This is a genomic window from Dyella sp. 01N448 (assembly GCF_056399225.1).
Window position 1 is genome coordinate 179,110 of record NZ_JBFTQX010000006.1, and the last position, 22,615, is coordinate 201,724.

Annotated in this window: 22 protein-coding genes, 1 tRNA gene and 1 pseudogene; 6 read left to right on the forward strand and 18 right to left on the reverse strand. The window is 61.5% G+C overall.

Annotated features, from left to right (window positions below; genetic code table 11):
• Positions 1–28: 28 nt before the first annotated feature.
• Together ppk1 and AC1DKY_RS12780 are read right to left on the reverse strand one after the other, a co-directional pair.
• Positions 29–2,209: a polyphosphate kinase 1 gene (gene ppk1 / locus AC1DKY_RS12775; RefSeq protein ID WP_441603700.1), complete on the reverse strand. Its 2,181-nt coding sequence runs from the start codon at positions 2,207–2,209 to the stop codon at positions 29–31.
• Between the two features lie 316 nt (positions 2,210–2,525).
• Positions 2,526–3,308 (reverse strand): AraC family transcriptional regulator, encoded by a 783-nt coding sequence (locus tag AC1DKY_RS12780; RefSeq protein ID WP_441603701.1) that lies wholly within the window; start codon positions 3,306–3,308, stop codon positions 2,526–2,528.
• 127 nt (positions 3,309–3,435) lie between these two features.
• Here AC1DKY_RS12780 and AC1DKY_RS12785 point away from each other — a divergent pair, with 127 nt between their 5' ends.
• Positions 3,436–4,668 carry an MFS transporter gene (locus tag AC1DKY_RS12785; RefSeq protein WP_441611400.1) on the forward strand — a complete coding sequence of 411 codons (1,233 nt, stop codon included), beginning with the start codon at positions 3,436–3,438 and terminating at the stop codon, positions 4,666–4,668.
• Between the two features lie 1,467 nt (positions 4,669–6,135).
• Here AC1DKY_RS12785 and murB read toward each other — a convergent pair.
• The 6 genes from murB to amaB form a co-directional block, all read right to left on the reverse strand.
• Positions 6,136–7,155, reverse strand: coding sequence for a UDP-N-acetylmuramate dehydrogenase (gene murB, locus AC1DKY_RS12790; protein ID WP_441603777.1), 1,020 nt, complete (start codon positions 7,153–7,155; stop codon positions 6,136–6,138).
• Between the two features lie 10 nt (positions 7,156–7,165).
• On the reverse strand, positions 7,166–8,203 hold the full coding sequence (locus AC1DKY_RS12795; RefSeq protein WP_441603703.1) for a quinone-dependent dihydroorotate dehydrogenase: 1,038 nt from the start codon (positions 8,201–8,203) through the stop codon (positions 7,166–7,168).
• Between the two features lie 2 nt (positions 8,204–8,205).
• A complete protein-coding gene (locus AC1DKY_RS12800) occupies positions 8,206–8,973 on the reverse strand; it encodes a class I SAM-dependent methyltransferase (RefSeq protein ID WP_441603704.1) in 768 nt (255 codons plus the stop codon).
• A 25-nt stretch (positions 8,974–8,998) separates the two neighbouring features.
• Positions 8,999–9,307 (reverse strand): DUF4190 domain-containing protein, encoded by a 309-nt coding sequence (locus tag AC1DKY_RS12805; protein ID WP_441603705.1) that lies wholly within the window; start codon positions 9,305–9,307, stop codon positions 8,999–9,001.
• A gap of 84 nt (positions 9,308–9,391) precedes the next feature.
• On the reverse strand, positions 9,392–9,721 hold the full coding sequence (locus AC1DKY_RS12810; protein WP_441603706.1) for a hypothetical protein: 330 nt from the start codon (positions 9,719–9,721) through the stop codon (positions 9,392–9,394).
• Between the two features lie 93 nt (positions 9,722–9,814).
• Positions 9,815–11,350 carry an L-piperidine-6-carboxylate dehydrogenase gene (gene amaB / locus AC1DKY_RS12815; protein ID WP_441603707.1) on the reverse strand — a complete coding sequence of 512 codons (1,536 nt, stop codon included), beginning with the start codon at positions 11,348–11,350 and terminating at the stop codon, positions 9,815–9,817.
• A gap of 114 nt (positions 11,351–11,464) precedes the next feature.
• Here amaB and AC1DKY_RS12820 point away from each other — a divergent pair.
• A tRNA-Arg gene (locus AC1DKY_RS12820) sits at positions 11,465–11,541 on the forward strand.
• Positions 11,542–11,748: 207 nt separating this feature from the next.
• Here the strand turns inward: AC1DKY_RS12820 and AC1DKY_RS12825 are convergent.
• Both AC1DKY_RS12825 and AC1DKY_RS12830 read right to left on the reverse strand, forming a co-directional pair.
• Positions 11,749–11,964 carry a hypothetical protein gene (locus AC1DKY_RS12825; RefSeq protein WP_441603764.1) on the reverse strand — a complete coding sequence of 72 codons (216 nt, stop codon included), beginning with the start codon at positions 11,962–11,964 and terminating at the stop codon, positions 11,749–11,751.
• A gap of 213 nt (positions 11,965–12,177) precedes the next feature.
• On the reverse strand, positions 12,178–12,819 hold the full coding sequence (locus AC1DKY_RS12830) for a response regulator (RefSeq protein WP_441603765.1): 642 nt from the start codon (positions 12,817–12,819) through the stop codon (positions 12,178–12,180).
• A 1,266-nt stretch (positions 12,820–14,085) separates the two neighbouring features.
• Here AC1DKY_RS12830 and AC1DKY_RS12835 point away from each other — a divergent pair.
• Together AC1DKY_RS12835 and AC1DKY_RS12840 are read left to right on the forward strand one after the other, a co-directional pair.
• Positions 14,086–14,406, forward strand: coding sequence for a hypothetical protein (locus tag AC1DKY_RS12835; RefSeq protein WP_441603766.1), 321 nt, complete (start codon positions 14,086–14,088; stop codon positions 14,404–14,406).
• 135 nt (positions 14,407–14,541) lie between these two features.
• Positions 14,542–15,060: a 2'-5' RNA ligase family protein gene (locus tag AC1DKY_RS12840; RefSeq protein WP_441603767.1), complete on the forward strand. Its 519-nt coding sequence runs from the start codon at positions 14,542–14,544 to the stop codon at positions 15,058–15,060.
• Between the two features lie 49 nt (positions 15,061–15,109).
• Here the strand turns inward: AC1DKY_RS12840 and AC1DKY_RS12845 are convergent, their stop codons facing one another.
• Both AC1DKY_RS12845 and AC1DKY_RS12850 read right to left on the reverse strand, forming a co-directional pair.
• Positions 15,110–15,289, reverse strand: coding sequence for a hypothetical protein (locus AC1DKY_RS12845; protein WP_441603768.1), 180 nt, complete (start codon positions 15,287–15,289; stop codon positions 15,110–15,112).
• A 49-nt stretch (positions 15,290–15,338) separates the two neighbouring features.
• Complete coding sequence (locus AC1DKY_RS12850; protein ID WP_441603769.1) at positions 15,339–15,560, reverse strand: TonB-dependent receptor; 222 nt, start codon at positions 15,558–15,560, stop codon at positions 15,339–15,341.
• 355 nt (positions 15,561–15,915) lie between these two features.
• Between AC1DKY_RS12850 and AC1DKY_RS12855 the strand changes: the two genes are divergently transcribed.
• Complete coding sequence (locus AC1DKY_RS12855) at positions 15,916–16,620, forward strand: DUF2968 domain-containing protein (RefSeq protein WP_441603770.1); 705 nt, start codon at positions 15,916–15,918, stop codon at positions 16,618–16,620.
• An 88-nt stretch (positions 16,621–16,708) separates the two neighbouring features.
• Here the strand turns inward: AC1DKY_RS12855 and AC1DKY_RS12860 are convergent, their stop codons facing one another.
• The 6 genes and pseudogenes from AC1DKY_RS12860 to AC1DKY_RS12885 all read right to left on the reverse strand — a co-directional run bounded on the left by AC1DKY_RS12860 (position 16,709) and on the right by AC1DKY_RS12885 (position 21,987).
• On the reverse strand, positions 16,709–17,809 hold the full coding sequence (locus AC1DKY_RS12860) for an acyltransferase family protein (protein ID WP_441603771.1): 1,101 nt from the start codon (positions 17,807–17,809) through the stop codon (positions 16,709–16,711).
• 316 nt (positions 17,810–18,125) lie between these two features.
• Positions 18,126–18,440: a HigA family addiction module antitoxin gene (locus tag AC1DKY_RS12865; RefSeq protein ID WP_441603772.1), complete on the reverse strand. Its 315-nt coding sequence runs from the start codon at positions 18,438–18,440 to the stop codon at positions 18,126–18,128.
• 964 nt (positions 18,441–19,404) lie between these two features.
• Complete coding sequence (locus AC1DKY_RS12870; RefSeq protein ID WP_441603773.1) at positions 19,405–19,980, reverse strand: suppressor of fused domain protein; 576 nt, start codon at positions 19,978–19,980, stop codon at positions 19,405–19,407.
• Positions 19,977–20,132 (reverse strand): annotated as a pseudogene (locus AC1DKY_RS12875) (hypothetical protein); the annotation flags it as partial. The gene AC1DKY_RS12870 and the pseudogene AC1DKY_RS12875, both read right to left, overlap by 4 nt.
• A 46-nt stretch (positions 20,133–20,178) precedes the next feature.
• Positions 20,179–21,000, reverse strand: a complete 822-nt coding sequence (locus AC1DKY_RS12880) for an IS3 family transposase (protein WP_477179986.1) — start codon at positions 20,998–21,000, stop codon at positions 20,179–20,181.
• A 261-nt stretch (positions 21,001–21,261) separates the two neighbouring features.
• Complete coding sequence (locus tag AC1DKY_RS12885) at positions 21,262–21,987, reverse strand: RHS repeat-associated core domain-containing protein (protein ID WP_441603999.1); 726 nt, start codon at positions 21,985–21,987, stop codon at positions 21,262–21,264.
• Between AC1DKY_RS12885 and AC1DKY_RS12890 the strand changes: the two genes are divergently transcribed.
• Positions 21,916–22,455 (forward strand): transposase, encoded by a 540-nt coding sequence (locus tag AC1DKY_RS12890; RefSeq protein ID WP_441604000.1) that lies wholly within the window; start codon positions 21,916–21,918, stop codon positions 22,453–22,455. The two genes, AC1DKY_RS12885 and AC1DKY_RS12890, sit on opposite strands and share 72 nt — an antisense overlap.
• The last annotated feature ends 160 nt before the right edge of the window (positions 22,456–22,615 follow it).

Sequence of the window (22,615 nt, forward strand, 5' to 3'; positions counted from 1 at the left end):
CACGGGCGGCGCAACCGGCCCGGGCGCATCACATATCGGCACTGACACCTGAGCCGCAAATCTTTTCCAGCAGCTGCGTCTGTACGTTGCGCACCGTCTGGCTCGCACCTGGCCGACTGCGCGCATAGCGGCCATCGGCATGCAGCAGCCAGGTACTGGAGTTGTCGGAAAGATAAAGTTCCAGCTCCTTCTTCAGGCGGCTCTGCAGCTTCTTTCCTTCCACCGGAAAACCGGTTTCCACGCGGCGATCCAGGTTGCGTTCCATCAGATCGGCGCTGGCCAGATAGAACTTCTCTTCGCCGCCATTGAGGAACCAGTACACGCGGCTGTGCTCCAGAAAGCGGCCCACGATGGAACGCACGCGGATATTGTGCGAGATGCCCGGCACACCCGGACGCAGGCAGCACATGCCGCGCACGATCAGGTCGATCTTCACGCCGGCGATGCTGGCCTTGTAGAGCGCGCGAATCATCTTGGCATCGGTGACCGCATTGACCTTGATGATGATCTGCGCCGGCTTGCCGGCCGCCGCATGCGCGGTCTCGCGCGCGATCAATTCCAGCAGCGTCTTCTTCAGCGTGAACGGTGCGTGCAACAGCTTTTTCATCTGCAGCAGCTTGCCCATGCCGGTGAGCTGGCTGAAAAGCTTGTGCACGTCTTCGCACAGCGCCTGGTCGGAGGTGAGCAGGCTGTAGTCGGTGTAAAGGCGCGCGTTGCCGGTGTGATAGTTGCCGGTACCCAGGTGCGCATAACGCACCAGTTCCTCGCCTTCGCGACGCTGGATCAGCATCAGCTTGGCATGCGTCTTCACGCCGACCACGCCGTAGATCACCATGGCGCCGGCCTGTTGCAGGCGCGAGGCCAGGGTGAGATTGGACTCCTCGTCAAAGCGCGCGCGCAGCTCGATGACGACGGTCACTTCCTTGCCCGAACGCGCTGCGTCCACCAGCGCGTCGACGATTTCGGAATTCGCGCCGCTGCGATACAGCGTCTGCTTGATCGCCAGCACGGTCGGGTCTTTCGCGGCCTGGTGCAGCAGATCGACCACCGGCGCAAACGACTCGTATGGATGCAGCAGCAACACATCCTGCCGGCCAATCACCTGGAACAGGTCCTCGGCCTTTTTCAAAGCCTTGGGAATGGACGGCGTGAACGGCGGGTATTGCAGTTCCGGGCGCAGCGTCTTGGTGATCAATCCGAACAGGCGCGCCAGGTTCACCGGACCGTTCACCTCGTACATCTCGGCGGCGGTCAGGCCGAACTGGCGCAGCAGGTAGTCGGTCAGTTCGGTGGGGCAGTTGTCCGCCACTTCGAGTCGCACGGCATCGCCAAAGCGGCGCGAATACAGCTCGCCGCGCAACGCGCGGGCAAGGTCTTCGACGTCTTCCGGGTCGAGGGTGAGGTCGGCATTGCGGGTCAGGCGGAACTGGTAACAACCGCGAACCGACATGCCCGGGAACAGTTCCTCGGTATGCGCATGAATGATCGAGGACAGCAGCACGAAGTTCTCGCCGCCCTCGCATACCTCGTCGGGCAGGCGAATCAGTCGCGGCAGTACGCGCGGCGCCGGCACGATGGCCAGGCCCGAATCGCGGCCGAACGCATCGGTGCCTTCCAGCTGCACGATGAAGTTGAGGCTCTTGTTCACCAGCAACGGAAACGGGTGGGTGGGATCGAGTCCGATCGGCGTCACCAGCGGGGCGACTTCGTGGCGGAAGTAACGACGCACCCACAGTTTCTGTTTGTGCGACCACTCGTTGCGGCGAACGATGCGGATACCGTTGCGCGCCAGCTCCGGCAGGATGTTGTCGTTGAGGATCGCGTACTGCCGTTCGATCTGCTTGTGCGTGATCTCGCTGATCTCGGCCAACGCCTTGCGTGGCGCCACGCCGTCGGATCCGACGATTTCGTGATCGAAGGCGATCTGGCTCTTCAGGCCCGCCACGCGGATCTCGAAGAACTCGTCCAGGTTGCTGGAGAAGATCAACAGGAACTTCAGCCGCTCGAGGATCGGCTTGCTTTCGTCCAGCGCCTGCTCCAGCACGCGGATGTTGAATTGCAGTTGCGACAGTTCGCGATTTATATACAGGGTGGGATCGTTCAAGTCCGGCGCAGCGCTCGCGGCAGGCGCCTGGACGGGTGCGGCGGGCACCTGTTCGGTGATGGCGGCGTCGCGCTCTGCGCTGGTTCGGACGACATCGGTACTCATCGGTTCACCGTTCGATGGGCGGGCGCGAGACTGGCTGCGCTATCCGCGAATGGAAAGCATGGTAAGCCGTCAATTGCGACCGGGCCATGGCAGGAAAGCGCAGACGTGTGCGCTGTCATAAGACCGACATATTGCCCATCGCATCTGACGAACCTGTGACAGTGCATAGTCGGATGTTATGGAGCCGTGATTGCCGCCGATAATCATTTGTGGGAGCGCACCCTGTGCGCGACGGGCGTGCCTCTCCGTAGCGTCGTCGCAGCACGCCTGTCGCGCACAGGGTGCGCTCCCACACAGATATCGCCAGCGCAACGGTTTATCCCAAGGGCGTCGCCAGATACCGGCTCGGCGCCATCCCCAACACACGCCGGAACGCCGCCGTAAACGCACTGGGATTGCCATAGCCCAGATCGACCGCCACCTGCGTGATCGCCTCGCCATTGCTCAGTCGCGTCAAGGCCGACAACAGGCATGCCTGCTGACGCCAGGCGGTGAAGCTCATGCCGGTTTCTTCGCGGAAAGTGCGCGTGAAATGACGCCGACTCATGCCGGCACGGTGTGCCATGTCGTCGATCTTCACTTCCTGCGAAGGCTGTTCCAGCAGATGGCGGCAGAGCGCGGCGAGACGCTTTTCGCGCGGCAGCGGCGTACTGAGCGGCAGCACCGGCATGCGGCGGATCTCATCGAGCAGCAACGCCATCACGCGTCCGTCGCGGCCGTCCAGATCGTATTCGGCCGGCAAATCCACTGCCTCCATCAGCAATTCGTGGAGCAGGGGAGAGACGCTGATGACCTGGCAACGTGGTGAGAGGCCGGCATGCTCGACAGCTTCGGGCGTGACGTAGGCGCTGCGCGTGGACACCGGTCCGGCCATCAACACCTCGTGCGAGACGCCGGGCGGTATCCACAGCGCGCGCCGCGGCGGCACCACCCAGCTGCCTTCACTGGTGATGGTGGTGATCACCCCGGTGGAGGCGTACAGCAGCTGGCCGCGACGGTGCGAATGCGGGGGCAGTACATAGTGCGGGGGATAGTCGTTACCGGTCGCGATGACGTCGCGGGGCGTCTGGTCATAGGCTTCGGCACGGGCGTTACGCATGAGCTTGGCCCATTTTCGACAGAAATTGACCCGGTTGCGTGTGCGGGCCGGACTCGCTCACTTTAAGGTGACGTTCCCGGCGGCGCAACCGCGTCGCCTTGCCGCACACGTTCCCTCACGAGCCCCCATGCAAACCCGCGTCGAAGACATGCCGTTGGCCGCCGTGCCGCCCGCCAGCCAAGCCACCGAACACGCTACCGAGTTCAGGATCCTCGGCGCGATCAGCTTCTCGCACCTGCTCAACGACATGATCCAGTCGCTGATCCTGGCGATCTATCCGATCCTCAAGAGCGGCTTCAATCTCAGCTTTGCGCAGATCGGCCTGATCACGCTGACCTATCAGATCACGGCCTCGCTGCTGCAGCCGGCGGTGGGTCTGGTCACTGACAAGAAGCCGATGCCGTATTCCTTGCCGGTGGGCATGGGTTTCACTTTGTGCGGCTTGTTGCTGCTCGCCACCGCGCCCAACTTCACCGTGTTGCTGATCGCCGCGGCCCTGGTGGGTACCGGCTCTTCAGTGTTCCATCCCGAATCCTCGCGCGTGGCGCGCATGGCCTCGGGCGGTCGCCACGGCTTGGCACAGTCGCTGTTCCAGGTCGGCGGCAACGCCGGTGCATCACTGGGGCCGTTGCTGGCGGCGTGGATCATCGTTCCGCATGGCCGGGGCAGCGTGGCGTGGTTCTCGCTCGCCGCGCTGCTCGCCATCGTGGTGCTGCTGCAGGTGAGCCGGTGGTATCGCGATCACTACGCCGAGCGCGGCAAGGCCAAAGCCAGGCGCGAGTCGCATCTCGTGCTGACCAAGTCGCAGGTGGCGTGGTCGCTGCTGATCCTCGGACTGCTGATCTTCTCCAAGTACTTCTATCTGGCGAGCCTGAGCAGTTACTACACGTTCTACCTGATGCACCGCTTCGGCGTGTCCGTGCAGAGTGCGCAGACACACCTGTTCGTGTTCCTGTTCGCCGTGGCGGCCGGTTCCTTGATCGGTGGCCCGGTGGGCGATCGCATCGGCCGCAAATGGGTGATCTGGGCATCGATCCTCGGCGTCGCACCCTTCACCCTGCTGCTGCCACATGCCAGCCTGTTCTGGACGGGCGTGCTCACGGTGATCATCGGCTTGATCCTCGCCTCGGCCTTCTCCGCCATCCTGGTCTACGCGCAGGAACTGATTCCTGGCCGCGTGGGGATGGTGTCCGGGCTGTTCTTCGGTTTCGCCTTCGGCATGGGCGGCATCGGCGCCGCGGTGTTGGGACATATCGCCGATGCGCGTGGCATCGAATACGTCTACGGCTTGTGCGCGTATCTGCCACTGATCGGCATCATCACGGCGTTCTTGCCGAATCTGGAACGCAAGACAGCGTAAGCGCGCGCGACGCCACACCTGTGGGAGCGCACCCTGTGCGCGACGGGTCGGCGGTGCACAAACGCTGGCGTTCCGTGGTCGCGCACAAGTGCGCTCCTACAAGGACGCGGTGCGCTGAAGGTAGCGCTCTGTAGGTTTGTCGGGCACAGGGTGCCCTCCCACAGGGGAGGGGCCGGGTCTGCCGTCAAACGACGACCGGCTCCAGCTGCACACCATTGCGGTGTTCCTGCTTAATTTGGAGCGCAAGACGGCGTAATCGAGCGCGACGCCCACACCTGTGGGAGCGCACCCTGTGCGCGACGGGTCGGCGGTGCACAAACGCTGGCGTTCCGTGGTCGCGCACAAGTGCGCTCCTGCAAGAGGCGGTGCATTGAAGGTAGCGCTCTGTAGGTTTGTCGGGCACAGGGTGCCCTCCCACAGGGGAGGGGCCGGGTCTGCCGTCAAACGACGACCGGCTCCAGCTGCACACCATTGCGGTGTTCCTGCTTAATTTTGGAGCGCAAGACGGCGTAATCGTGCGCGACGCCTCACCTGTGGGAGCGCACCCTGTGCGCGACGGGTCGGCGGTGCGCAAACGCTTGCGTTCCGTGGTCGCGCACAAGTGCGCTCCTACAAGGACGCGGTGCGCTGAAGGTTTCGCTCTGTAGGTTTGTCGGGCACAGGGTGCCCTCCCACAGGGGAGGGGCCGGGTTTGCCGTCAAACGACGACCGGCTCCAGCTGCACACCATTGCGGTGTTCCTGCTTAATTTTGGAGCGCAAGACGGCGTAATCGTGCGCGACGCCCACACCTGTGGGAGCGCACCCTGTGCGCGACGGGTCGGCGGTGCGCAAACGCTTGCGTTCCGTGGTCGCGCACAAGTGCGCTCCTACAAGGACGCGGTGCGCTGGAGGTTGCGCTCTGTAGGTTTGTCGGGCACAGGGTGCCCTCCCACAGGGGAGGGGCCGGGTCTGCCGTCAAACGACGACCGGCTCCAGCTGCACGCCATTGCGGTGTTGCTGCTTAATTTGGAGCGCAAGACGGCGTAATCGTGCGCGACGCCACACCTGTGGGAGCGCACCCTGTGCGCGACGGGTCGGTGGTGCACAAACGCTGGCGTTCCGTGGTCGCGCACAAGTGCGCTCCTACAAGGACGCGGTGCGCTGGAGGTTGCGCTCTGTAGGTTTGTCGGGCACAGGGTGCCCTCCCACAGGGGAGGGGCCGGGTCTGCCGTCAAACGACGACCGGCGCCAGCTGCACGCCATTGCGGTGTTCCTGCTTAATTTGGAGCGCAAGACGGCGTAATCGTGCGCGACGCCCACACCTGTGGGAGCGCACCCTGTGCGCGACGGGTCGGCGGTGCGCAAACGCTGGCGTTCCGTGGTCGCGCACAAGTGCGCTCCTACAAGGACGCGGTGCGCTGAAGGTAGCGCTCTGTAGGTTTGTCGGGCACAGGGTGCCCTCCCACAGGGAAGAGGCCAGAGGGAGATCAAACGACGACCGGCTCCGGCTCCAGCTGCACGCCGAATTTCGTGCGCACGCCTTCGATCACCTTCTGCGCAAACGCCCATAGCTCGCCACCCGTGGCGCGACCATGGTTCACCAGCACCAGCGCATGGCGATTGGAAATACCCGCATCGCCCTCGCGCATGCCCTTGAAGCCCGCCGTCTCGATCAGCCAGGCGGCGGAGAGTTTCCATCGCCCATCGCTGACAACCCACGACACCAGCTCTGGATGTTCGCGCTTGAGCGCCTCGCCCTGGGCTGCATCGACCATGGGATTCTTGAAGAAACTGCCGGCGTTGCCGATCACGGCGGGATCGGGAAGCTTCTTCGTGCGCAAATGCACCACGGCTTCCGCCACATGGAACGGTGCCGGCTTGTCCACGCCCATGCGCACGAGTTCGTCGCCAATACCCGCATAGTCCGTGCGCAACTCGCGCGAGCGGGGCAGCGCAAAGCGCACGGCGGTGACGATATAGCGACCCGGCTCGTGCTTGAAGACCGAATCGCGATAGGCAAAGGCGCAGGCGGTGCGATCGAGCACAGCGACGCGGCGCTCCTGCATATCCCATGCTTCCACGCTGTCGATGAACTCCGCCACCTCGGTGCCATAGGCGCCGATGTTCTGGATCGGCGCGGCGCCAACGGTGCCGGGAATCAGGATGAGGTTTTCCAGTCCGGCAAAACCCTGGCCCAGCGTCCAGCGCACGAAATCGTCCCAGCGCTCGCCGGCGGCCACCGCGATGCGGGCGACGTCGCCATCCTGTTCCACCTGCACGCCGCGCGTGGCCATCGCCAGCACGGTGCCGTCATAGTCGCCGGTAAACAGCATATTGCTGCCTTCGCCCAGCACCAGCAGCTTGCCGTTGCGCACGGCCGGGAATTCCAGCAGTTCGGTGAGCTTGGAGGCGTCGTTGATCTCGGCCAGCAGGCGCGCCCGCGCATTGACGCGCAACGTGTTGCGCGTGGCCAGCGGAGCATTTTCGATCAGCGTGTAACCGCCCATGTCGATACGTTCAACCGGCATCGGTGCTTTCCTGCTGGCGGCGGATCTCATTCACGCATTCGGCGATCAGGGCAGGGCCGCGATAAACCATGCCCGAATACAGCTGCACCAGCGAGGCGCCGGCGGTGATCTTCTCCGCTGCATCGCTGCCATCGAGAATGCCACCGACGCCGATGATGGCGAGCCGGTCGCCCACGCGCTGGCGCATGCCGCGCAGCACCGCGGTGGAGCGGGCGAACAGCGGCTTGCCGGAGAGGCCGCCGGTTTCATTGCCCTGCGGATCGTCGGCGACGGAAGTGTGGTCGATGGTGGTGTTGGTGCAGATCACGCCGTCCACCTTGGCGGCCAGCAGCACGTCGGCGATCGCGTCGAGCTCGGTTTCGCTGAGGTCCGGGGCGATCTTCAGCAGCATCGGCTTGCGCGCGCCGCTCTGCGAGCCCAGGCGTTCCTGAGCTTCACGCAGGGTCTCGATGAAGCGGCGCAGCGTGGCTTCTTCCTGCAGATCGCGCAGGCCTTGCGTGTTGGGCGAGGAAATATTCACTGTGATGTAACTGGCGAGCGCATGCACGCGCTCCAGGCAGAACAGGTAATCGTCCACCGCCTTATCGTTGGGCGTGTCTTTGTTCTTGCCGATATTGATGCCGAGCACGCCGCGATAGCTCGACTTCTGCACATTGCGCACCAGCGCGTCGACGCCGGCATTGTTGAAGCCCAGGCGATTGATCACCGCCTCGTGCTTGGGCAAGCGGAACATGCGCGGCTTGTCGTTGCCGGGCTGCGGACGCGGCGTGGTGGTGCCCACTTCCACGAAACCAAAACCCAGTGCGCCCAGCGCATCGAGGTGATCGGCATTCTTGTCCAGGCCGGCCGCAAGTCCCACCGGATTGGGAAAGCGTATGCCGAACGCGGTGGTCGGCAGCTCTTGCGGCGGCTTGGCCACAAGATGGATGAAGTTGCTGCGATGGGCCACGTCGAGGCCGTAGAGCGTCGCACGATGCGCGGTTTCAGCATCCAGCGCGAACAGCAGTGGGCGAATAAGGTCGTACATAGTCAGGAAAGTTGGCCCACGTAGATGACGGTGTCGTAGTCGAAGCCGATGCGTCCGTTGACCGCACAGCGATCGAACAGCTCGCGCAAGGCGCGCATCATGGCCTCATGATTGGGGTGGCCTTCGCGCGGCGCATACGAAGAGGAAAGCAGCCGGCCGCTGAGGCTTTCATAGTCCAGACGCTGGCCGTGATCGAAACGGCCCATGCCGAGATAGCCCTCGCCGAACCACGCCCGCAGGGTAGGCTCGTCGCCATAGCGTTCGGCGACGCTGGTGTAATCGGTGCCGTACTTTTTCAGCAGTGCTTCGTAGCCTTCAAGGAACGGCGTGCCAACCAGTCGGCGCGAATTCCAGATGATCGCCGCCAGTCCACCAGGGCGCAGGATGCGCTGAAACTCGGCACGCGCGGCCGCCTGGTCGAACCAGTGAAACGCCTGTGCCACGACGATGAGATCGACACTGGCGTCGTCGAGCCCGGTCGCAGTCGCGTGGCCATCCACGGTGCTGAAACGCGCATCGTCGCCCAGCCAGCTCTCGGCCGCAGCGCGCATCGGCGCATTGGGTTCCACTGCGATCACGTGATAACCGCCATCCAGGAACAGCTTGCTGGAAATGCCGGTGCCCGCGCCGATGTCCGCCACCAGCCACTGCGGAGTGACGCCGAACTCGCTCTGCAGCCATTGCAGCATGGCCATCGGATAGTCGGGCCGAAACCGCACATAGTCGGCGACGCGGTCGCTGAAACGTTCGGTGGGCTTGAGGTCGGTCATGATTGCACCGTTACCGCACGGGAGATCAACCGTGCCAGGGAAAGAAATGCGCAAGCAGTCCGATGCCCAGGGCTGCAAAAATGAAGAACAGCAGCATGGCCAGGACGATCAGCGCCAGCTGCAGGTACCCCATCACCATGCCGATGACGGCCAGTGAATCGCCTTCCACGGTGCCCGGCGGAGCAAGGCGAATTTCCTTGCGCGCCAGGTGCCCGCAAACAATAGCGATGACGGCCGCCACAAAGGGGAGCACGGTCCAGGAGGCAATACCGGCGATGAGGCTGACGACGGCGAGCGTGTTGGTCGATCGGTAAGCAGCGGGCTGGTAACTCATGGACGCACTCCCTGTGAGGTCATGGACGAAACACGGTGGCTCATCGGCTTTCGCGTGGCTGATGATAGTTGACGCGCCGCTCCGTTAATGGCGCATCTGCAGTAACAAGAAAGCAACCAGCAACCCAAACAGCGTGTACTGCGCGTACGCCATGATTCTCGCCGCCTTGGCGAGTCCCTCGCCGCGAATCGCACCGCCGGAGCGGCGAATCTGCCGCTGCGCGATCCAGGCACATAGCGACGCGATGACCGAACCGCTTAGCGGCATCGCGATCATATTGAACAGGCTGAAGCCGACCGTGGCCAGGCCCATCACCGGCAACACAGTCCAGGCAAGCACGGCAAAGACCAGGCTGAAAATCGCCAGCGAGCTATACGTCGGCGCCGCTTGAACTACCTGTGCGTTTTCCATCATCACAACTCCTGTCGTCGATGCCGTTACGCCTGCACTTGCTTCCTGGTCGTGCGTGCATCCCGGCTTTCACCGGGCTGCACCGATGCTGCTTACTTACAGATCGAACTTGATGCCCTGCGCCAGCGGCAACGAGTTGGAGTAGTTGATGGTATTGGTCTGGCGGCGCATATAGACCTTCCATGCGTCCGAACCGGACTCGCGACCGCCGCCCGTTTCCTTCTCGCCGCCGAACGCGCCGCCGATTTCCGCACCGGAGGTACCGATGTTGACGTTGGCGATGCCGCAGTCCGAACCTGCCGCCGACAGATACTGCTCGGCCGATTTCAGGTTCTGCGTGAAGATCGCCGAGGACAGACCCTGCGGCACGCTGTTCTGCAGCTCGATGGCTTCATCCAGCGTCTTGAACGGCATCACGTAGAGAATCGGCGCGAAGGTTTCCGTCTGCACCACGTCGTCGCTGTTCTTCACGCCGCTGACGATGGTCGGCAACACGAAGTTGCCCTTGCGGTCGCTGAGCGCCGCGCCACCCGTGAGCACCTTGCCGCCGGTGGCCTTGGCCTTTTCAACCGCAGCGAGATAAGCCTTCACGGCATCCGGGCTGTTGAGCGGGCCCATCAGCGTGGTGGCGAGCGTCGGATCGCCGATCTTGCCTTCCACCTGCTTGTACGCGGCGACCAGCTTCTCGGTGACATCACCAATGATGGACTCATGCACGAACAGGCGGCGCGTGCTGGTGCAGCGCTGGCCGGCGGTGCCGACGGCGCCGAACACGATGGCCGGAATCGCCAGCTTCAGGTCGGCGCTCTCGTCCAGGATGATGGCGTTGTTGCCGCCCAGTTCCAGCAGCGAGCGACCCATGCGCTTGGCCACGCGCTCGCCCACCTGGCGACCCACCTTGGTGGAACCGGTGAAGCTGATCAGCGGGATGCGGTGATCGTCCACGAAGGCCTGCGAGAGATCGGTGCCGGCATCGTTGAACAGGAAGAAGATGTCGGGGAAGCCGGCTTCGTTCAGCGCGTCGTTGCAGATCTTCATGCTGGCGATGGCCGACAGCGGCGTCTTCGGCGACGGCTTCCAGATGCAGATATCACCGCAGATGGCCGCGAGGAACGCATTCCACGCCCACACCGCCACCGGGAAGTTGAACGCGCTGATGATGCCGACCAGGCCCAGCGGCTGGTACTGCTCGTACATGCGGTGGCCCGGACGCTCCGAGTGCATGGTGTAGCCGTAGAGCATGCGGCTCTGGCCCACGGCGAAATCGGCGATGTCGATCATCTCCTGCACTTCGCCGTCGCCTTCGGGCTTGATCTTGCCCATCTCCAGCGCAACCAGCGAGCCGAGCGCGTCCTTGTGCTTGCGCAGCGCTTCACCGCACAGGCGAACCGCTTCACCGCGGCGCGGCGCCGGCGTGGTACGCCACACCTTGAATGCTTCCTGCGCGCGCTTGACGATCACTTCGTAGTCGGCCGCGCTGGTGGCGTGCACCGTGCCAATCACTTCGCCCGTGGCGGGATTGACCGGATGCAAGGTGCCGGCATCGGTCGTCTTGGACCACTCGCCCTGACCCAGGTAGGTGCCCGAATGCGACTGGCCAAGACCAAGGGCGGTGAGAATTTCGTGCGACATGCTTCACTCCAGACCGGGGCGCGGGGAAGGCGCCGGGAATAAAACCGCCATTCTAGCAGGGGGCTGTTAACGGGTTCGCGCCGCACCCCGTTCCATGCCAGAATTCCGCCCGTTGCCCCCGTAGCTCAGCTGGATAGAGCGTCCCCCTCCTAAGGGGAAGGTCGTACGTTCGAATCGTATCGGGGGCACCAAGACGCAGATGCACAAAGGCCGGCGGAGACGCCGGCCTTTGTTTTTTCGGTTTTCGGAGTGCGCCTGGACGACCCTTGTGGCAGTTCTGCCGAGCTGGCCGCGGTCGGCGAAGTCGCTGTGGGCATGCGGCAGTGCAGCGCGCACTTATTGTCGTGGCAGGTGCTCCCGGCGGATGTCGCTGCGGGTCAGGGCCATGACGCTGTAGGTCAGTTTTTGGCGAAAATGCCCCGGTCGAGCACTTCGGCCTGGACGTGGCCAGCCACGGCATCGTGGTCCATCGCTTCGCCGCTGAGCTCTTGCTGGGCCGACACCGTGCCGTAGATGTGGGCGCGCCAGGCCACCCGGCCGGGCAGCTGATCCACTTCACAAAGCACCTGGAGTTCGTGCTCTGTCTCATCCACGACGCAGAAATTCATGTTCATGCGTGGGCGCCCCTGACGCCCGCGAAACGGCCAATCGGTTGGCGATGGTCGAACCATCGCGAGGGCCTCATCGAGTGTTTTGGTTCTTCGAGGCGCCTTTGCTTGAGCCAAGCGCAATCAAGGAACGTGCCATGTCGATGCCTGGGCATCAGCGGCGTCGTGTCAGCTGGGTGTCCTGCCGGCCATCGTGGCTGCCCGGCCGGGACGATCGGCTCAGGCGAGGATGCCGTGCTCGCGTGCGTAGGCGTACACGTCCAGGTCGTTCTTCAGTCCCAGCTTGTTCATGGCATCCATCTTCTGGCGGCTGATGGTCTTGACGCTGCGATTGAGCTGGCCGGCGATTTCGGTCACGGTGAAGCCCGACGCGAACAGGCGCAACACTTCGGTTTCGCGCTTGGAAAGGGCGGGGTGGCCATCGGCAGGACTGCCTGCGCCGCCATCGTCGAGCACCTGGCTGATGCTGGTGCTGAGAAACAGGCGGCCATGCGTCACGGCCTGCACGGCAAGCGCCAGCTCCGAGAGAGCGTCCGTCTTGCTCATCAGGCCGCGCGTACCGGTTTCCAGGATCGCCTTGAGCACGCCGCCGTTGTTGACCATGGTGAGCACGACTACTGGCAGTTCGGGCCGGCGGCGGCGAATCATGCCCAGCATCTGCAAACCATCGGCCATCTGACCGCCGGGCATGCTGAAGTCCGTGATCAAGAGCTCGCAGGGGTGTTTGTCGACGGCATCGAGCAACTCGACCGGCGAGCCGACTTCAGCGACCACTTTGGCATTCGTATGGTTTTCCAGCAGGGCGCGTACGCCGCTGCGAAAAATAGGATGGTCGTCAGCGAGGATGATGCGAAGGGTCACGGTGTGCCCGTCCCGAGTGTCTGAGTCTGTAGAGCTGGACTAGGGTAGCTGCTCGACGCCTAACGCATTGTAGGTCTCAGCCTACTCGGCGCGTGTAGTCTTCAGATGGCGCTCATGAAGCTTGTCACGTCTTCTATCGTGAGTAGCTGTTCGATGCTGGTGCGAACACGTGGAGTTCAGCGATGCATCGGCCGGTGGGACGCATCCCGCGCAATGGAAGGATGCACTCCCATTATAAGTCCGATCGCGGCCGTTGCGTCATAGCGAAAATCTACTGAGCTCGCCAGCTGCGTCATCCACGCAGGGTGCGCGATAGTTCACGGGGTTTCCTCCCTTGCTCAGCGCAAACCAACTTGCGGGGGCGTCGGTACATTTGCGGCGATGTGATCGCGCTATGGAGGTGCCAGTCAGGAGTCTCCCTGCGCAAGCCCTGCGTGAAATCGGCGAGACGCGAGTACGGCGAGTCATCGCCGATCCTGGTGATGCCTGCCTCGAGGATCGACAACAAAGTCATGGGCTCGACACCAGCAGGCGCACTGGCCCGAGCGCGCGGCAAAGCACTTTTTCCGTGGATTTTCGCTGCTGAACGGATTGCGACATCTCCAAAGGGTTCTACAAAAGCAACGTCTTCGGCAGCCGTAGCGGCGATACGTCGTACGGCCTCAGCTCTTCCACCGCCAGCTGGACAGCGAGTGCTACACGCTGGCGACAACATTTCAGCCTTCACCGATGGAGCAGACTTCTTTGCTTCGAGCTCGTCCGGTCGGCGCTGCATGGTTCGCCCAACTTGGCCAGGCAGGCCAGCCTGAGCGCGATACTCGGCATCGAATATCCGTGGGGATAGAACATCGAGCTGACACCGATTGGCGAGGGCAGGGCCAGCGCGCATCGACCTTGCTGCGCTATGACCTCGGTCCCTGAGGTGGATTTCTGGACTGCGGCGCGACGGTCGACGATCCATCTCGAATGCCGCCGTGGATGTTGTCTCGCAGCATTCCTGAGGTTCCAAGCGGCGTGTAGTCCCTCGCCGGCTCGTTCAATCGCCCTGACCGACGCATGCAAGCCGGGACGGGCGTAACGTCATGCTCGTGATGCATTGCAAAAAGTACGTAAAAACATGCGGTTGCAAAGCATGACCTTTGCCACGCTCGCGCAATGTAAGTCATGCGTAAGCTTTCGCTTCGCATCGAGTTTTCAGCGTTCCATGTTGCCGGCGCCCCCACCGCCGGTTCCCCCACATGGCGCAGAGCGCGAAAGGGAGTTCTTATGGCGGTACTCGTCGGCATTTATCTGGTGCAGAGCGACTTGTTCGACATCGTGCGCGACGGTCGAACGATATGGATCGGCACGTGGACGCTGTTCCGTTCCCCATGGATGAATCGCCAGGATTGGGAAGCGCTGACCAGCGGCGAAACCGCGGCCTGCTTCGACAGCCCTGAGCTCGCCATCCAGGCGGGCGAGGAAGAGGGCGTGACGTTCGCCCGCGAACTGCAGGGTGATGACGGGCTGGAGCCCATGGCCTGGGCACCCGTGCCAGTCGCTCCCAGCATGCCGCTCAAGCGCGCCAGCGGTGGCGACTGGCACTGACGGCGTTGCCCATGGCATAGCGCGAGACCGCGGGCGTTGCATGGCCCAACGGCCGAGTGTCGTTCCCCTCGCTGCGCACGCCATAATGCGCAGACACGGCGATCTGCCGGAAGAGAGGAAGGCGACGGGCCGAGCATGGCGCGTACCCTGCTAGCGCTGATGGTGCCCGAGGCCGAGCCGCTGGTCGGCAGTTTCCGCGATCAGTACGACCCTTCGGCGCGTCGCGGCCTGGGGGCGCATATCACCCTGATCTATCCCTTCATCGACAGCGAGCTGCTCACGCCTGCTCTGCTGGCGCGCTTGCGCGACGTGGCGGCGGAGATCCCCGCGCCGATGTTTCGCCTGGCGCATGTGGATACGTTTCCTTCCGTCGTATGGCTGGCGCCCGAGCCGGCCAAGCCTATCGCCAGGATCGCCAACGCGCTGGAGCGCGCCTTTCCCGATCATCCCAAGGGAGGCGGCGCCTTTCCTGATTTTGTTCCCCATCTATCGGTCGCCCGTCATGTGCAGCACGAGAAGGCTGCCCTCATCAACGAACTGGAAGCGCGGCTTGCCGATCACGGCCCGGTGTACGGCTGGTGCGAATCGCTGTCGCTGCTCGTCAACGACCATCGGCGCTGGCATGGGGCGGGGGAGTTTCCCTTTCTGCATTGATCCGGGCACGCACTTCAAAGAGTACGTGTGACCAATCCGTGGACGCGAGTCAGTCCGATTCGTCGACCGGCGCGAGCACCAGCGGTGCGTCCTGCCCGCGCCGGCCGATGCTGCGAAGACTGTTGCGCCTGCCGCATACCGGGCACATGAAATACACCCCGAAACTGTCGATCGACGGCAAGGTGTCCTTGGCCGTCAGCTCAGTTTGGCAACGTATGCACGTCCACATGGCGAGGAGAGATACCTGGATTGCGTGAGTATGGCGTGTGACCGCGGAGTCAGTGCTCGTTGACCCAGGTGTCTTCGATATCGTCCTGGATGGCCACCTGCAGTTCCGTGCTCGACAGTTCGGAAACCTCGAAAATCCTGCCGTGGCGCATGCCGCGATAAATGCCGTTGAGGCGAAACGTAGCCGACCAGTACACGCTGTCGTGCACGGCGCCGAGATACTCCGCCGTGTAATTGAAACCATTGCTGGTCATGCCGGCGACCTCAGTCATGATCGCATCCTCCGCGGCCCTTCGAGCTGACACTACTCTCCTTGGCTGCGCGGCGTGTGAATGATTCGGCAGGGCGGCCGGTCGGCTGGGCCTTGGGAAGGCCGACGAGGAGATCCCGGGGGTATCGGTTGCGCCACTGTCGGTCGCCCCTGCCCGGCGTGGTGATTCAAGAGGCGTCTGATGTATTGGCGACAGTCGACGTGGTTAGCATAGAAACCCCCGTCCACCGGCAACGCCGTGAGCGAGCATGGTGCCGCTCGTGGGTGGCAGGCCTCATGGCTCACCCGATCTTCCTGAAGCAAACCCTGGAGGGTCTCGGTGGTCCAGCGCTACGCCGTCGTGCACAGAGGCAGTCATGAGTGAAACGTCATCGATGAGGGAGTTTTCCGTGGTGTTTCGCAGCGACGAGGAGGACGACATCGCCACCGCCGATGCGCATGCCGTCCATGATCATGACGATCTTGCGGTACCGGAACTGACCCATGGCGTCTGGCCACGACACTACACCGAAGGCGATGTCGTCGAAGTGGCTGACGTGGAAGAAGTCGAAGCACTCATGCATCTGGATACGGTGACGCAAGTACGTGAGATGCACAGCTTCAACCACGCCGTGCGCCTCCTGTTCCATAACGCCGCACTGAAGTTCTACGCCGCGATCTACATGGACGACCTGCTGTGGCGAGCGATGAAATCGTCCGATTTCGACGCCGCCGAAAAGGCGTTTGACGATTTCGTCGCGCAGGTCAACCATCGCGCCCGCAGCGAAGTGCGACGCGTCCAGCTCGATGCCGCCAACATGCAACTGCAACGGGTCATCGCCGAGTCCGAAGCGCGGGCGGAGCGACTTCGCGCCAACATTCAACGCAACGCCACGCAAAAGCAGCGCGCGATGGAACGCGAAAGTGAGTTGCGCGACAGCATTCAGCAACTCGACGCAGCCCGCCTGCAGGCGCAGCTCTACGCCAATCGCACATTTCGGCAGATCGGGCAGCTGCACTCGACATGCGCGGCGCTGTTGCCGCGTTATCGCGGGGGATTGCCGGGATTGCGGAAGAAGTGAGTCGAGCTGGCGGCTGCGATCCATGCAAAGAAAAAGCCCGACATGGCCGGGCTTTTCTTTGCACTCTGGTCAGTGGCCACGGACTCGCTCACGTAGCCAGTGATTCATGAGCAAGAGCTGGCTTGGCCGATGCCCAGGATCGGGCAAGCTTCATCGCGGGCTTTTCCACGGCGTGCCAGGACAGCAAGGCAAGCGCCAGGGTCATCGGAACCGAAAGGAACAGACAAATCAGATTGTCGCCATGCGGCCAGATGGACGCCACGATCTGTTGCATGGGAAATGCCCAGAGGTAGATGCCGTAAGACAGATCGGCCTTGGGGGAAAATCGATGCAGCAAGGGGGTGTGCGCCAGGCAGAGGATGCCGTAGATGACCGTGAGATAGAACAAGGGCTGCGCCACGGCGAGATGACGAACGGCGATGTAGCTGATCGCCATCACCAGCCACGCCAACGGATAGATAGGGATGGATCGACGCATGGCGTAGAGCATCATGCCGAACACAAAGAAGCACGCTGGGTAAAAGGAATATCCGGTTGGCTTATTGGCGATCTGACTGATGAATTCATAGGGCGCCCCATGCGAGACGACGTAGTAGATCCCGGCAAGCGCCAGCATGGCGCCGACGATGATCGCCCAGCGCCAACGAAGGAGCCCGAGGATACCCAGGCCAAACACAAGGACGTAGCACTTCACTTCCAGCGGAAGAGTCCAAAGCGAACCGTTGACGACACCCTTGAGCGCGACATCCTCAAATAGGCCTGGCAGCACCCAAACCGTGCCACGGAAAAGCGCCGCATTCCTTGCAAAATAATCCCACGCATCGGTGCTTGCCAGAGATCCCATGACGCCCTTCGTCGAGAGGGCAGGGTAGAGCACATAGGCACTCAGCAAGACACAGACAAAAAGCGCGGGATAGATGCGCGCTGCGCGCAAGGTGGCGAATTTGAGCGCGGACTTCTGCCTTACATAGCTTGCCGTGACGAGCATGCCGCTGATCAGGAAGAACGTGTACACAGCCAGGCTGCCCGTGTACTCAAGGCCCGTATGGGCAAGGATCGGCTCGATACGGCCCATCGATGGCTGTATCCAGAACGAGTGCCCAAACATCACCGCTAGCGCAGCGCCGAGCCGGATCAGATCGAAATTGTTGGATCTTCCGTCGATAACGTCGGCAAGGCTTCGTGTCATGTGCAGATTCCGCTGGGATCCGTCATTTTGCCGGTTGCAACCGTCGGAATATAGTGCACGAGGGAACCAGGGGCTGGATGCACTTTTTCTTCTGGTGGACTGCGCATTGCAGCGCATATGCGATGGTTGGGCTATCGCAGGTTTACTTTGTCTTGGTTTCCGCATGGCAGAGACGAGGCGCCGCTATAGCCCCCAGCGAATGCACAGCAGCTTGGGGTAATGCCCACCGGGGCTGTTCGAGAGTCTTGCTTCAGTGCCCAGTTAAATCGCCCGAAAAATCAGGGGTGATCCACTCTGACCCGGATTTTGTTTTCGCTCAATCAACGAGGGGCCGATAAGCGCGGACCACGGGCTTCGCCCTTTCCAGATCGTACCGCGCCTGAAGTGCCAGCCAGTAAAAAGCAGTGGTGTCGAAGGCGAGGGAAAGGCGGATGGCGATCTTGGGTGTGATGGGGTGGGTGTCGGCGATGAAGGCTTTGATGTGATTGGAGGGTATGCCGGTGCGACGGGCGAGTTGGGCGGGGTTGAGGGCGTTCGGGATCAGGTAGGCGTGGAGCAGGATGTCGCCGGGGGCTCGCAGGGGTTGCGAGGGGTCCACTTCCGAATGCGGGGTGAGCTGGATCAGTTCCATGGTCGTTCCTCCCTGTCGGACACGGCCGCGCAGCGGCTCAGGCGCTTACAGCGCTCCGTGTCAGTGAATGCTTGGCAGCTTCGTCGGTGATCGCCCGAGAGCGGCGCATCGCCATGCCAGCCGATGCGCCGTAACGGCGATCATCGGAGGCGTGTGGTGTTCACTCGAGGCTCGTCACCGAGCAGGTGGGCGTATTGCTGGAGGCAATAAATGGCCGTGCCCAGGCTGGCCGCGACGGCCACGGGAAGCGGCCATGGCAGCGCTCTGCCGGGGAATCCCCGTGCTTGCGCGTGGCGACATTGCTCGCTGTCGAGACGCAGCCGCGTGAGGGCTAGCACCGCCAGGGCGATGTCACCGCGAGTGCTGTGACGCAGGGTTTCGGGCCATGCCACCGCCGTGGATGACGGGTCATTAGGCAGAGGAGTGAGGGTGTCGTCAGGGGGAACGGACGAGCGAATGCGTACCGTATGATCGCGGGTAGCCATGGTCAACTTCCAATCAGTTGGTGATGGTTAGCGGGTCGTGGGTGTTTCAGCACTCACGGCCCGCGCCTCATGACCTGATGGTCATGGTCATTCGCGAGGCCGAGCAACACGGCAGCGCGAATGACTGACCCTAACAAGCAGGGTTGGCATCGTCTGTCAGGGATCGGCGAGATGGATGTCCACCTGGGCGAGGCGCCGCGTGACGGCGGCAGGCCGATCGAGTGTCAGCAGCATTCCCCTGGAGGACTTGGAGACGGTGCGCGCCCTCAAAACCGTGCACGCTGACCCATGAAATTGTCCCTGGCACCTTTTCACGGCATCCCCTTTCAAAGGTGTCCGTCAAACTCGGGCCATCTCAAAAATCGGGGGTAGTCCACTCTGACCCCAGTTTTGACCCCAGTTTTAGTGGCAATTGGACGCAAGGCCGGCTGAGATAGCTCAACCAAGCTCACCGGTAGCGGAGTATCGCGCTACCGATGTCACGTGCTCGTGGTGCTCAGTCGACCGACCAAATCGGGATCTTCCGAAACCAGACTAGACTCAAAATCGGGCCATCCATGCGAAGAAAGATAGTTCACTTCCTTGTCCAGCAGCGGGATGAGCCAGACAAATGCGACATCTCCCACGCCATCAGCATCTACAGACCCAAAATCGTCAGGAAAATAGACCGGAAGAGACGCGTATAACGCTTTGGGTTCATGGCCTTCAAAAAGCTCACCCCTAGGCCCCAACAGCTCACCGCGTAAATACGCGGCTCCACGCGAAATTGCTTCTAGGCCGATCTGTTGAATGACCCCCACCAGATTAGGTGGAATTGCGTCAGAAGGGACAATCATCAGCAGCTCATGCCGAATCAACTTTGAGGCATGACTCGCCTTGTCTGCCGGTAATTGAAAATTACTTAACCCAAGAGTCGCAAAGGTTGTCGTGCCGAGATACGGGCCTCCAGCCGTTTGAACCACTTGGAACGGGAGCTTGTCACCGTTTGAGTCACAGGTCCAACCACGGACGATCTCGCCCGCATAGGATTCGAGGTGTTCATAAACTGTGGTCATTTGAAACGCCCATCGTTGTTGCCACCACTCCGATTACATGATGGACATTCAAGCGAAGTTCCCTGCTGATAGTTATCAATAACATCTTGCCTTGATGCATCAGGCGGGAATGTCCGATTAGTCCATGAGGGATTGTGGCTCACATCCCAATCGCGAGGAAGTCCATGGAAACTGGGGTCAGAGTGGAGTTACCAGGATTTAGTGGACACCTGATCGTCGTCGCCGATGCGCGGCCTCGAACTCATTCGGACTGACGCCACCTAGGTAACTGTGGCGGCGAATCGGGTTGTAGAACTGATCAATGTACTCGGATACGTCAAGGTCCCAACAGTTTCCTCGTCTGCTCATGCTTGGTTCCAAATGGTTGGCTTTGCAGAATCGTCGCCAAGCATCGCTTCCGTACTGAGTTCCTTGATCCGAATGGATCAAGGCTCTTCGAGGTCGGCGGCATTGCACAGCCTTCTTCACCGCTTCCAGCACTAGCTCCTTGTGGATCGTCGGCTTAGCCGCCCAGCCAACGATTTTGCGCGAGAAAAGATCCATGACCACGGCCACGTAGAGCCAGCCTTGCCACGTGCGGATATAGGTGATGTCCGTCACCCAGGCCTTGTTTGGCCCCGACATCGTGAACTGACGTTGCAGCAGATTCGGAATCAACGCGGCTGGCTTGGCTACCGGGATGTGTCGAGTACGATAGCCGTGCAATGCACGCAGACCGTTCTCGCTCATCAACCGGGCAACCCGATGCTTGCTGCAGGTCTCACCCTGCTCACGCAGGTCCTGCAAGATTCTGGGGGCGCCGTAAATACCATGACTGGCAATGAAGAAGGTTCGAATCAGGCGCAGAAGTCGTGCATCTTCCTGAGCCCGATCAGAAACAGGATGGTCAAGCCAGGTGTAGTACCCAGCACGGGCTACGCCGAGAACTCGACACATGGCCTGGATGCTGAACTCGTTCCTATGGGCTTCGATGAACTTGTATGCCTGTCTGACCTTACTTAGGGGCTTGCCTGGGGACATAGCCGAAACCCTCAGCGGATCGTGTGGATACTAGGACTTGTCCACTAAAGCCTCGACTCCAAAATAGACCTCATCGCCACAGTCTCTGCCGTGAGAGATTGTTACTTGATCGAGAGGGAGGCGATGCGCGTTGGCGAACGCCTCCTTTATGCGTGGCAATAGAGCGTCTTCTTGAGACTTTTGCATCGGAACGCAACCATCAACGTCAGCGTGACAACCGAAGCAGAAAAAACTAAGTAGAAAAAGGATAAGAATCTTCATTTACCACCCCCACGCATCACATTTATAGAGCTGAAGTTCTCGCTTGTCTCTCTTCACCTGTGCATCGGCGCCTGGGCATTTTGAATCGCACTGAAGAGACTTTCGGTAGGCCGAGCACTCACTCCGCTGCAGCGGATAGTTAGGCACAGTGGAGTTTGATTGTCTTGACATTCGGTCAAGATCGGCTCCCGGAGCATAGTTTTCAGGCGCACCTTTGCAGATATCTGGCGCCCATTTCTTGAAGTCATCGACATGACTTTGTTCGTGCTGCTGAGTGCATCCCCGTGTAGAGGTCTGATCGTTGTTAATGATCTTGAAGCCACCTTTGCCGTCGCAGAGAACTGTACCTACTGGATCAGCCAACCCTAATGCATCGATGTACGCCAGTGGATTGCCAGTCACATATCCATACGTGCTCATTCCACCATCAAGGCCGATGGGGTCGCTCTGGACGTAGCGCCCGGTTGCTGCTTCATAGTCACGATTGACGTTGTACGCGAGGCCACTTTCTGAATCAAAGTATTGGCCGGGGAACCGGGGGTTGTACGAAACTGGGGTCAGAGTGCACTTTTCCTTCGTGATCGGACGATCTGAGCCGGCATGCATGGTGCCTTGATTGGCTGACCATGAAAGCTCCGACTTATGGTGTCTGCCATGGCCCGACAACCTCGCATCGATCTGCCCGATATCCCGCAACACATCGTTCAGCGCGGTAACGATCGGCAACCATGCTTTTTCACAGAGCAAGACTACCAACGATATCTAATGGATCTTCGGGAGATCTGTTCTCGTGAAGGATGCCAAATCCATGCCTACGTGCTGATGACCAATCACGTGCATTTACTTGCCACGCCGTCTTTGCCGGGCCAGATCGCACGAATCATGCAGTCACTGGGGCGGCGCTATGTACGATATATCAACGACCAGTATCGCCGCAGCGGTACTTTGTGGGAGGGCCGGTACAAGTCGTGCCTCGTCGACAGCGATAGTTACCTCCTGCGTTGCTATCGCTATATCGAACTCAATCCAGTGCGGGCATGCATGGTCGCCACGCCCGCCGAGTATCGATGGTCCAGCTATCGGAGCAATGCCGAGGGGACGCAAAGCATCCTGCTACGCCCTCACGCCAACTATTTGGCACTTGGCGTGTCGCAGGAGGAACGGTGCGCCGCTTATCGCGCACTCGTAGCGTAGGCTCTCTCTGAGGATGACCTTGAGGCTATCCGCGGTCATGTTCAGCGACAGCATGCGCTCGGAACCTATCGATTCCGCGACGCAATCGAAGCGCAACTAGCGCGCCGCGTGGGACCGGCCAAGATGGGCCGGCCGCGCAAGGAGTCATGCTCCTAAATGT

Bases quoted from the DNA above. Each gene is read 5' to 3' on its own strand.
- ppk1 (WP_441603700.1), bottom strand. From the start codon at position 2,209: ATGAGTACCGATGTCGTCCGAACCAGCGCAGAGCGCGACGCCGCCATC.
- AC1DKY_RS12780 (WP_441603701.1), bottom strand. From the start codon at position 3,308: ATGCGTAACGCCCGTGCCGAAGCCTATGACCAGACGCCCCGCGACGTC.
- AC1DKY_RS12785 (WP_441611400.1), top strand. From the start codon at position 3,436: ATGCAAACCCGCGTCGAAGACATGCCGTTGGCCGCCGTGCCGCCCGCC.
- murB (WP_441603777.1), bottom strand. From the start codon at position 7,155: ATGGGCGGTTACACGCTGATCGAAAATGCTCCGCTGGCCACGCGCAAC.
- AC1DKY_RS12795 (WP_441603703.1), bottom strand. From the start codon at position 8,203: ATGTACGACCTTATTCGCCCACTGCTGTTCGCGCTGGATGCTGAAACC.
- AC1DKY_RS12800 (WP_441603704.1), bottom strand. From the start codon at position 8,973: ATGACCGACCTCAAGCCCACCGAACGTTTCAGCGACCGCGTCGCCGAC.
- AC1DKY_RS12805 (WP_441603705.1), bottom strand. From the start codon at position 9,307: ATGAGTTACCAGCCCGCTGCTTACCGATCGACCAACACGCTCGCCGTC.
- AC1DKY_RS12810 (WP_441603706.1), bottom strand. From the start codon at position 9,721: ATGATGGAAAACGCACAGGTAGTTCAAGCGGCGCCGACGTATAGCTCG.
- amaB (WP_441603707.1), bottom strand. From the start codon at position 11,350: ATGTCGCACGAAATTCTCACCGCCCTTGGTCTTGGCCAGTCGCATTCG.
- AC1DKY_RS12825 (WP_441603764.1), bottom strand. From the start codon at position 11,964: ATGAACATGAATTTCTGCGTCGTGGATGAGACAGAGCACGAACTCCAG.
- AC1DKY_RS12835 (WP_441603766.1), top strand. From the start codon at position 14,086: ATGGCGGTACTCGTCGGCATTTATCTGGTGCAGAGCGACTTGTTCGAC.
- AC1DKY_RS12840 (WP_441603767.1), top strand. From the start codon at position 14,542: ATGGCGCGTACCCTGCTAGCGCTGATGGTGCCCGAGGCCGAGCCGCTG.
- AC1DKY_RS12845 (WP_441603768.1), bottom strand. From the start codon at position 15,289: ATGTGGACGTGCATACGTTGCCAAACTGAGCTGACGGCCAAGGACACC.
- AC1DKY_RS12850 (WP_441603769.1), bottom strand. From the start codon at position 15,560: ATGACTGAGGTCGCCGGCATGACCAGCAATGGTTTCAATTACACGGCG.
- AC1DKY_RS12855 (WP_441603770.1), top strand. From the start codon at position 15,916: ATGAGTGAAACGTCATCGATGAGGGAGTTTTCCGTGGTGTTTCGCAGC.
- AC1DKY_RS12860 (WP_441603771.1), bottom strand. From the start codon at position 17,809: ATGACACGAAGCCTTGCCGACGTTATCGACGGAAGATCCAACAATTTC.
- AC1DKY_RS12865 (WP_441603772.1), bottom strand. From the start codon at position 18,440: ATGGAACTGATCCAGCTCACCCCGCATTCGGAAGTGGACCCCTCGCAA.
- AC1DKY_RS12870 (WP_441603773.1), bottom strand. From the start codon at position 19,980: ATGACCACAGTTTATGAACACCTCGAATCCTATGCGGGCGAGATCGTC.
- AC1DKY_RS12880 (WP_477179986.1), bottom strand. From the start codon at position 21,000: ATGTCCCCAGGCAAGCCCCTAAGTAAGGTCAGACAGGCATACAAGTTC.
- AC1DKY_RS12890 (WP_441604000.1), top strand. From the start codon at position 21,916: ATGGCCCGACAACCTCGCATCGATCTGCCCGATATCCCGCAACACATC.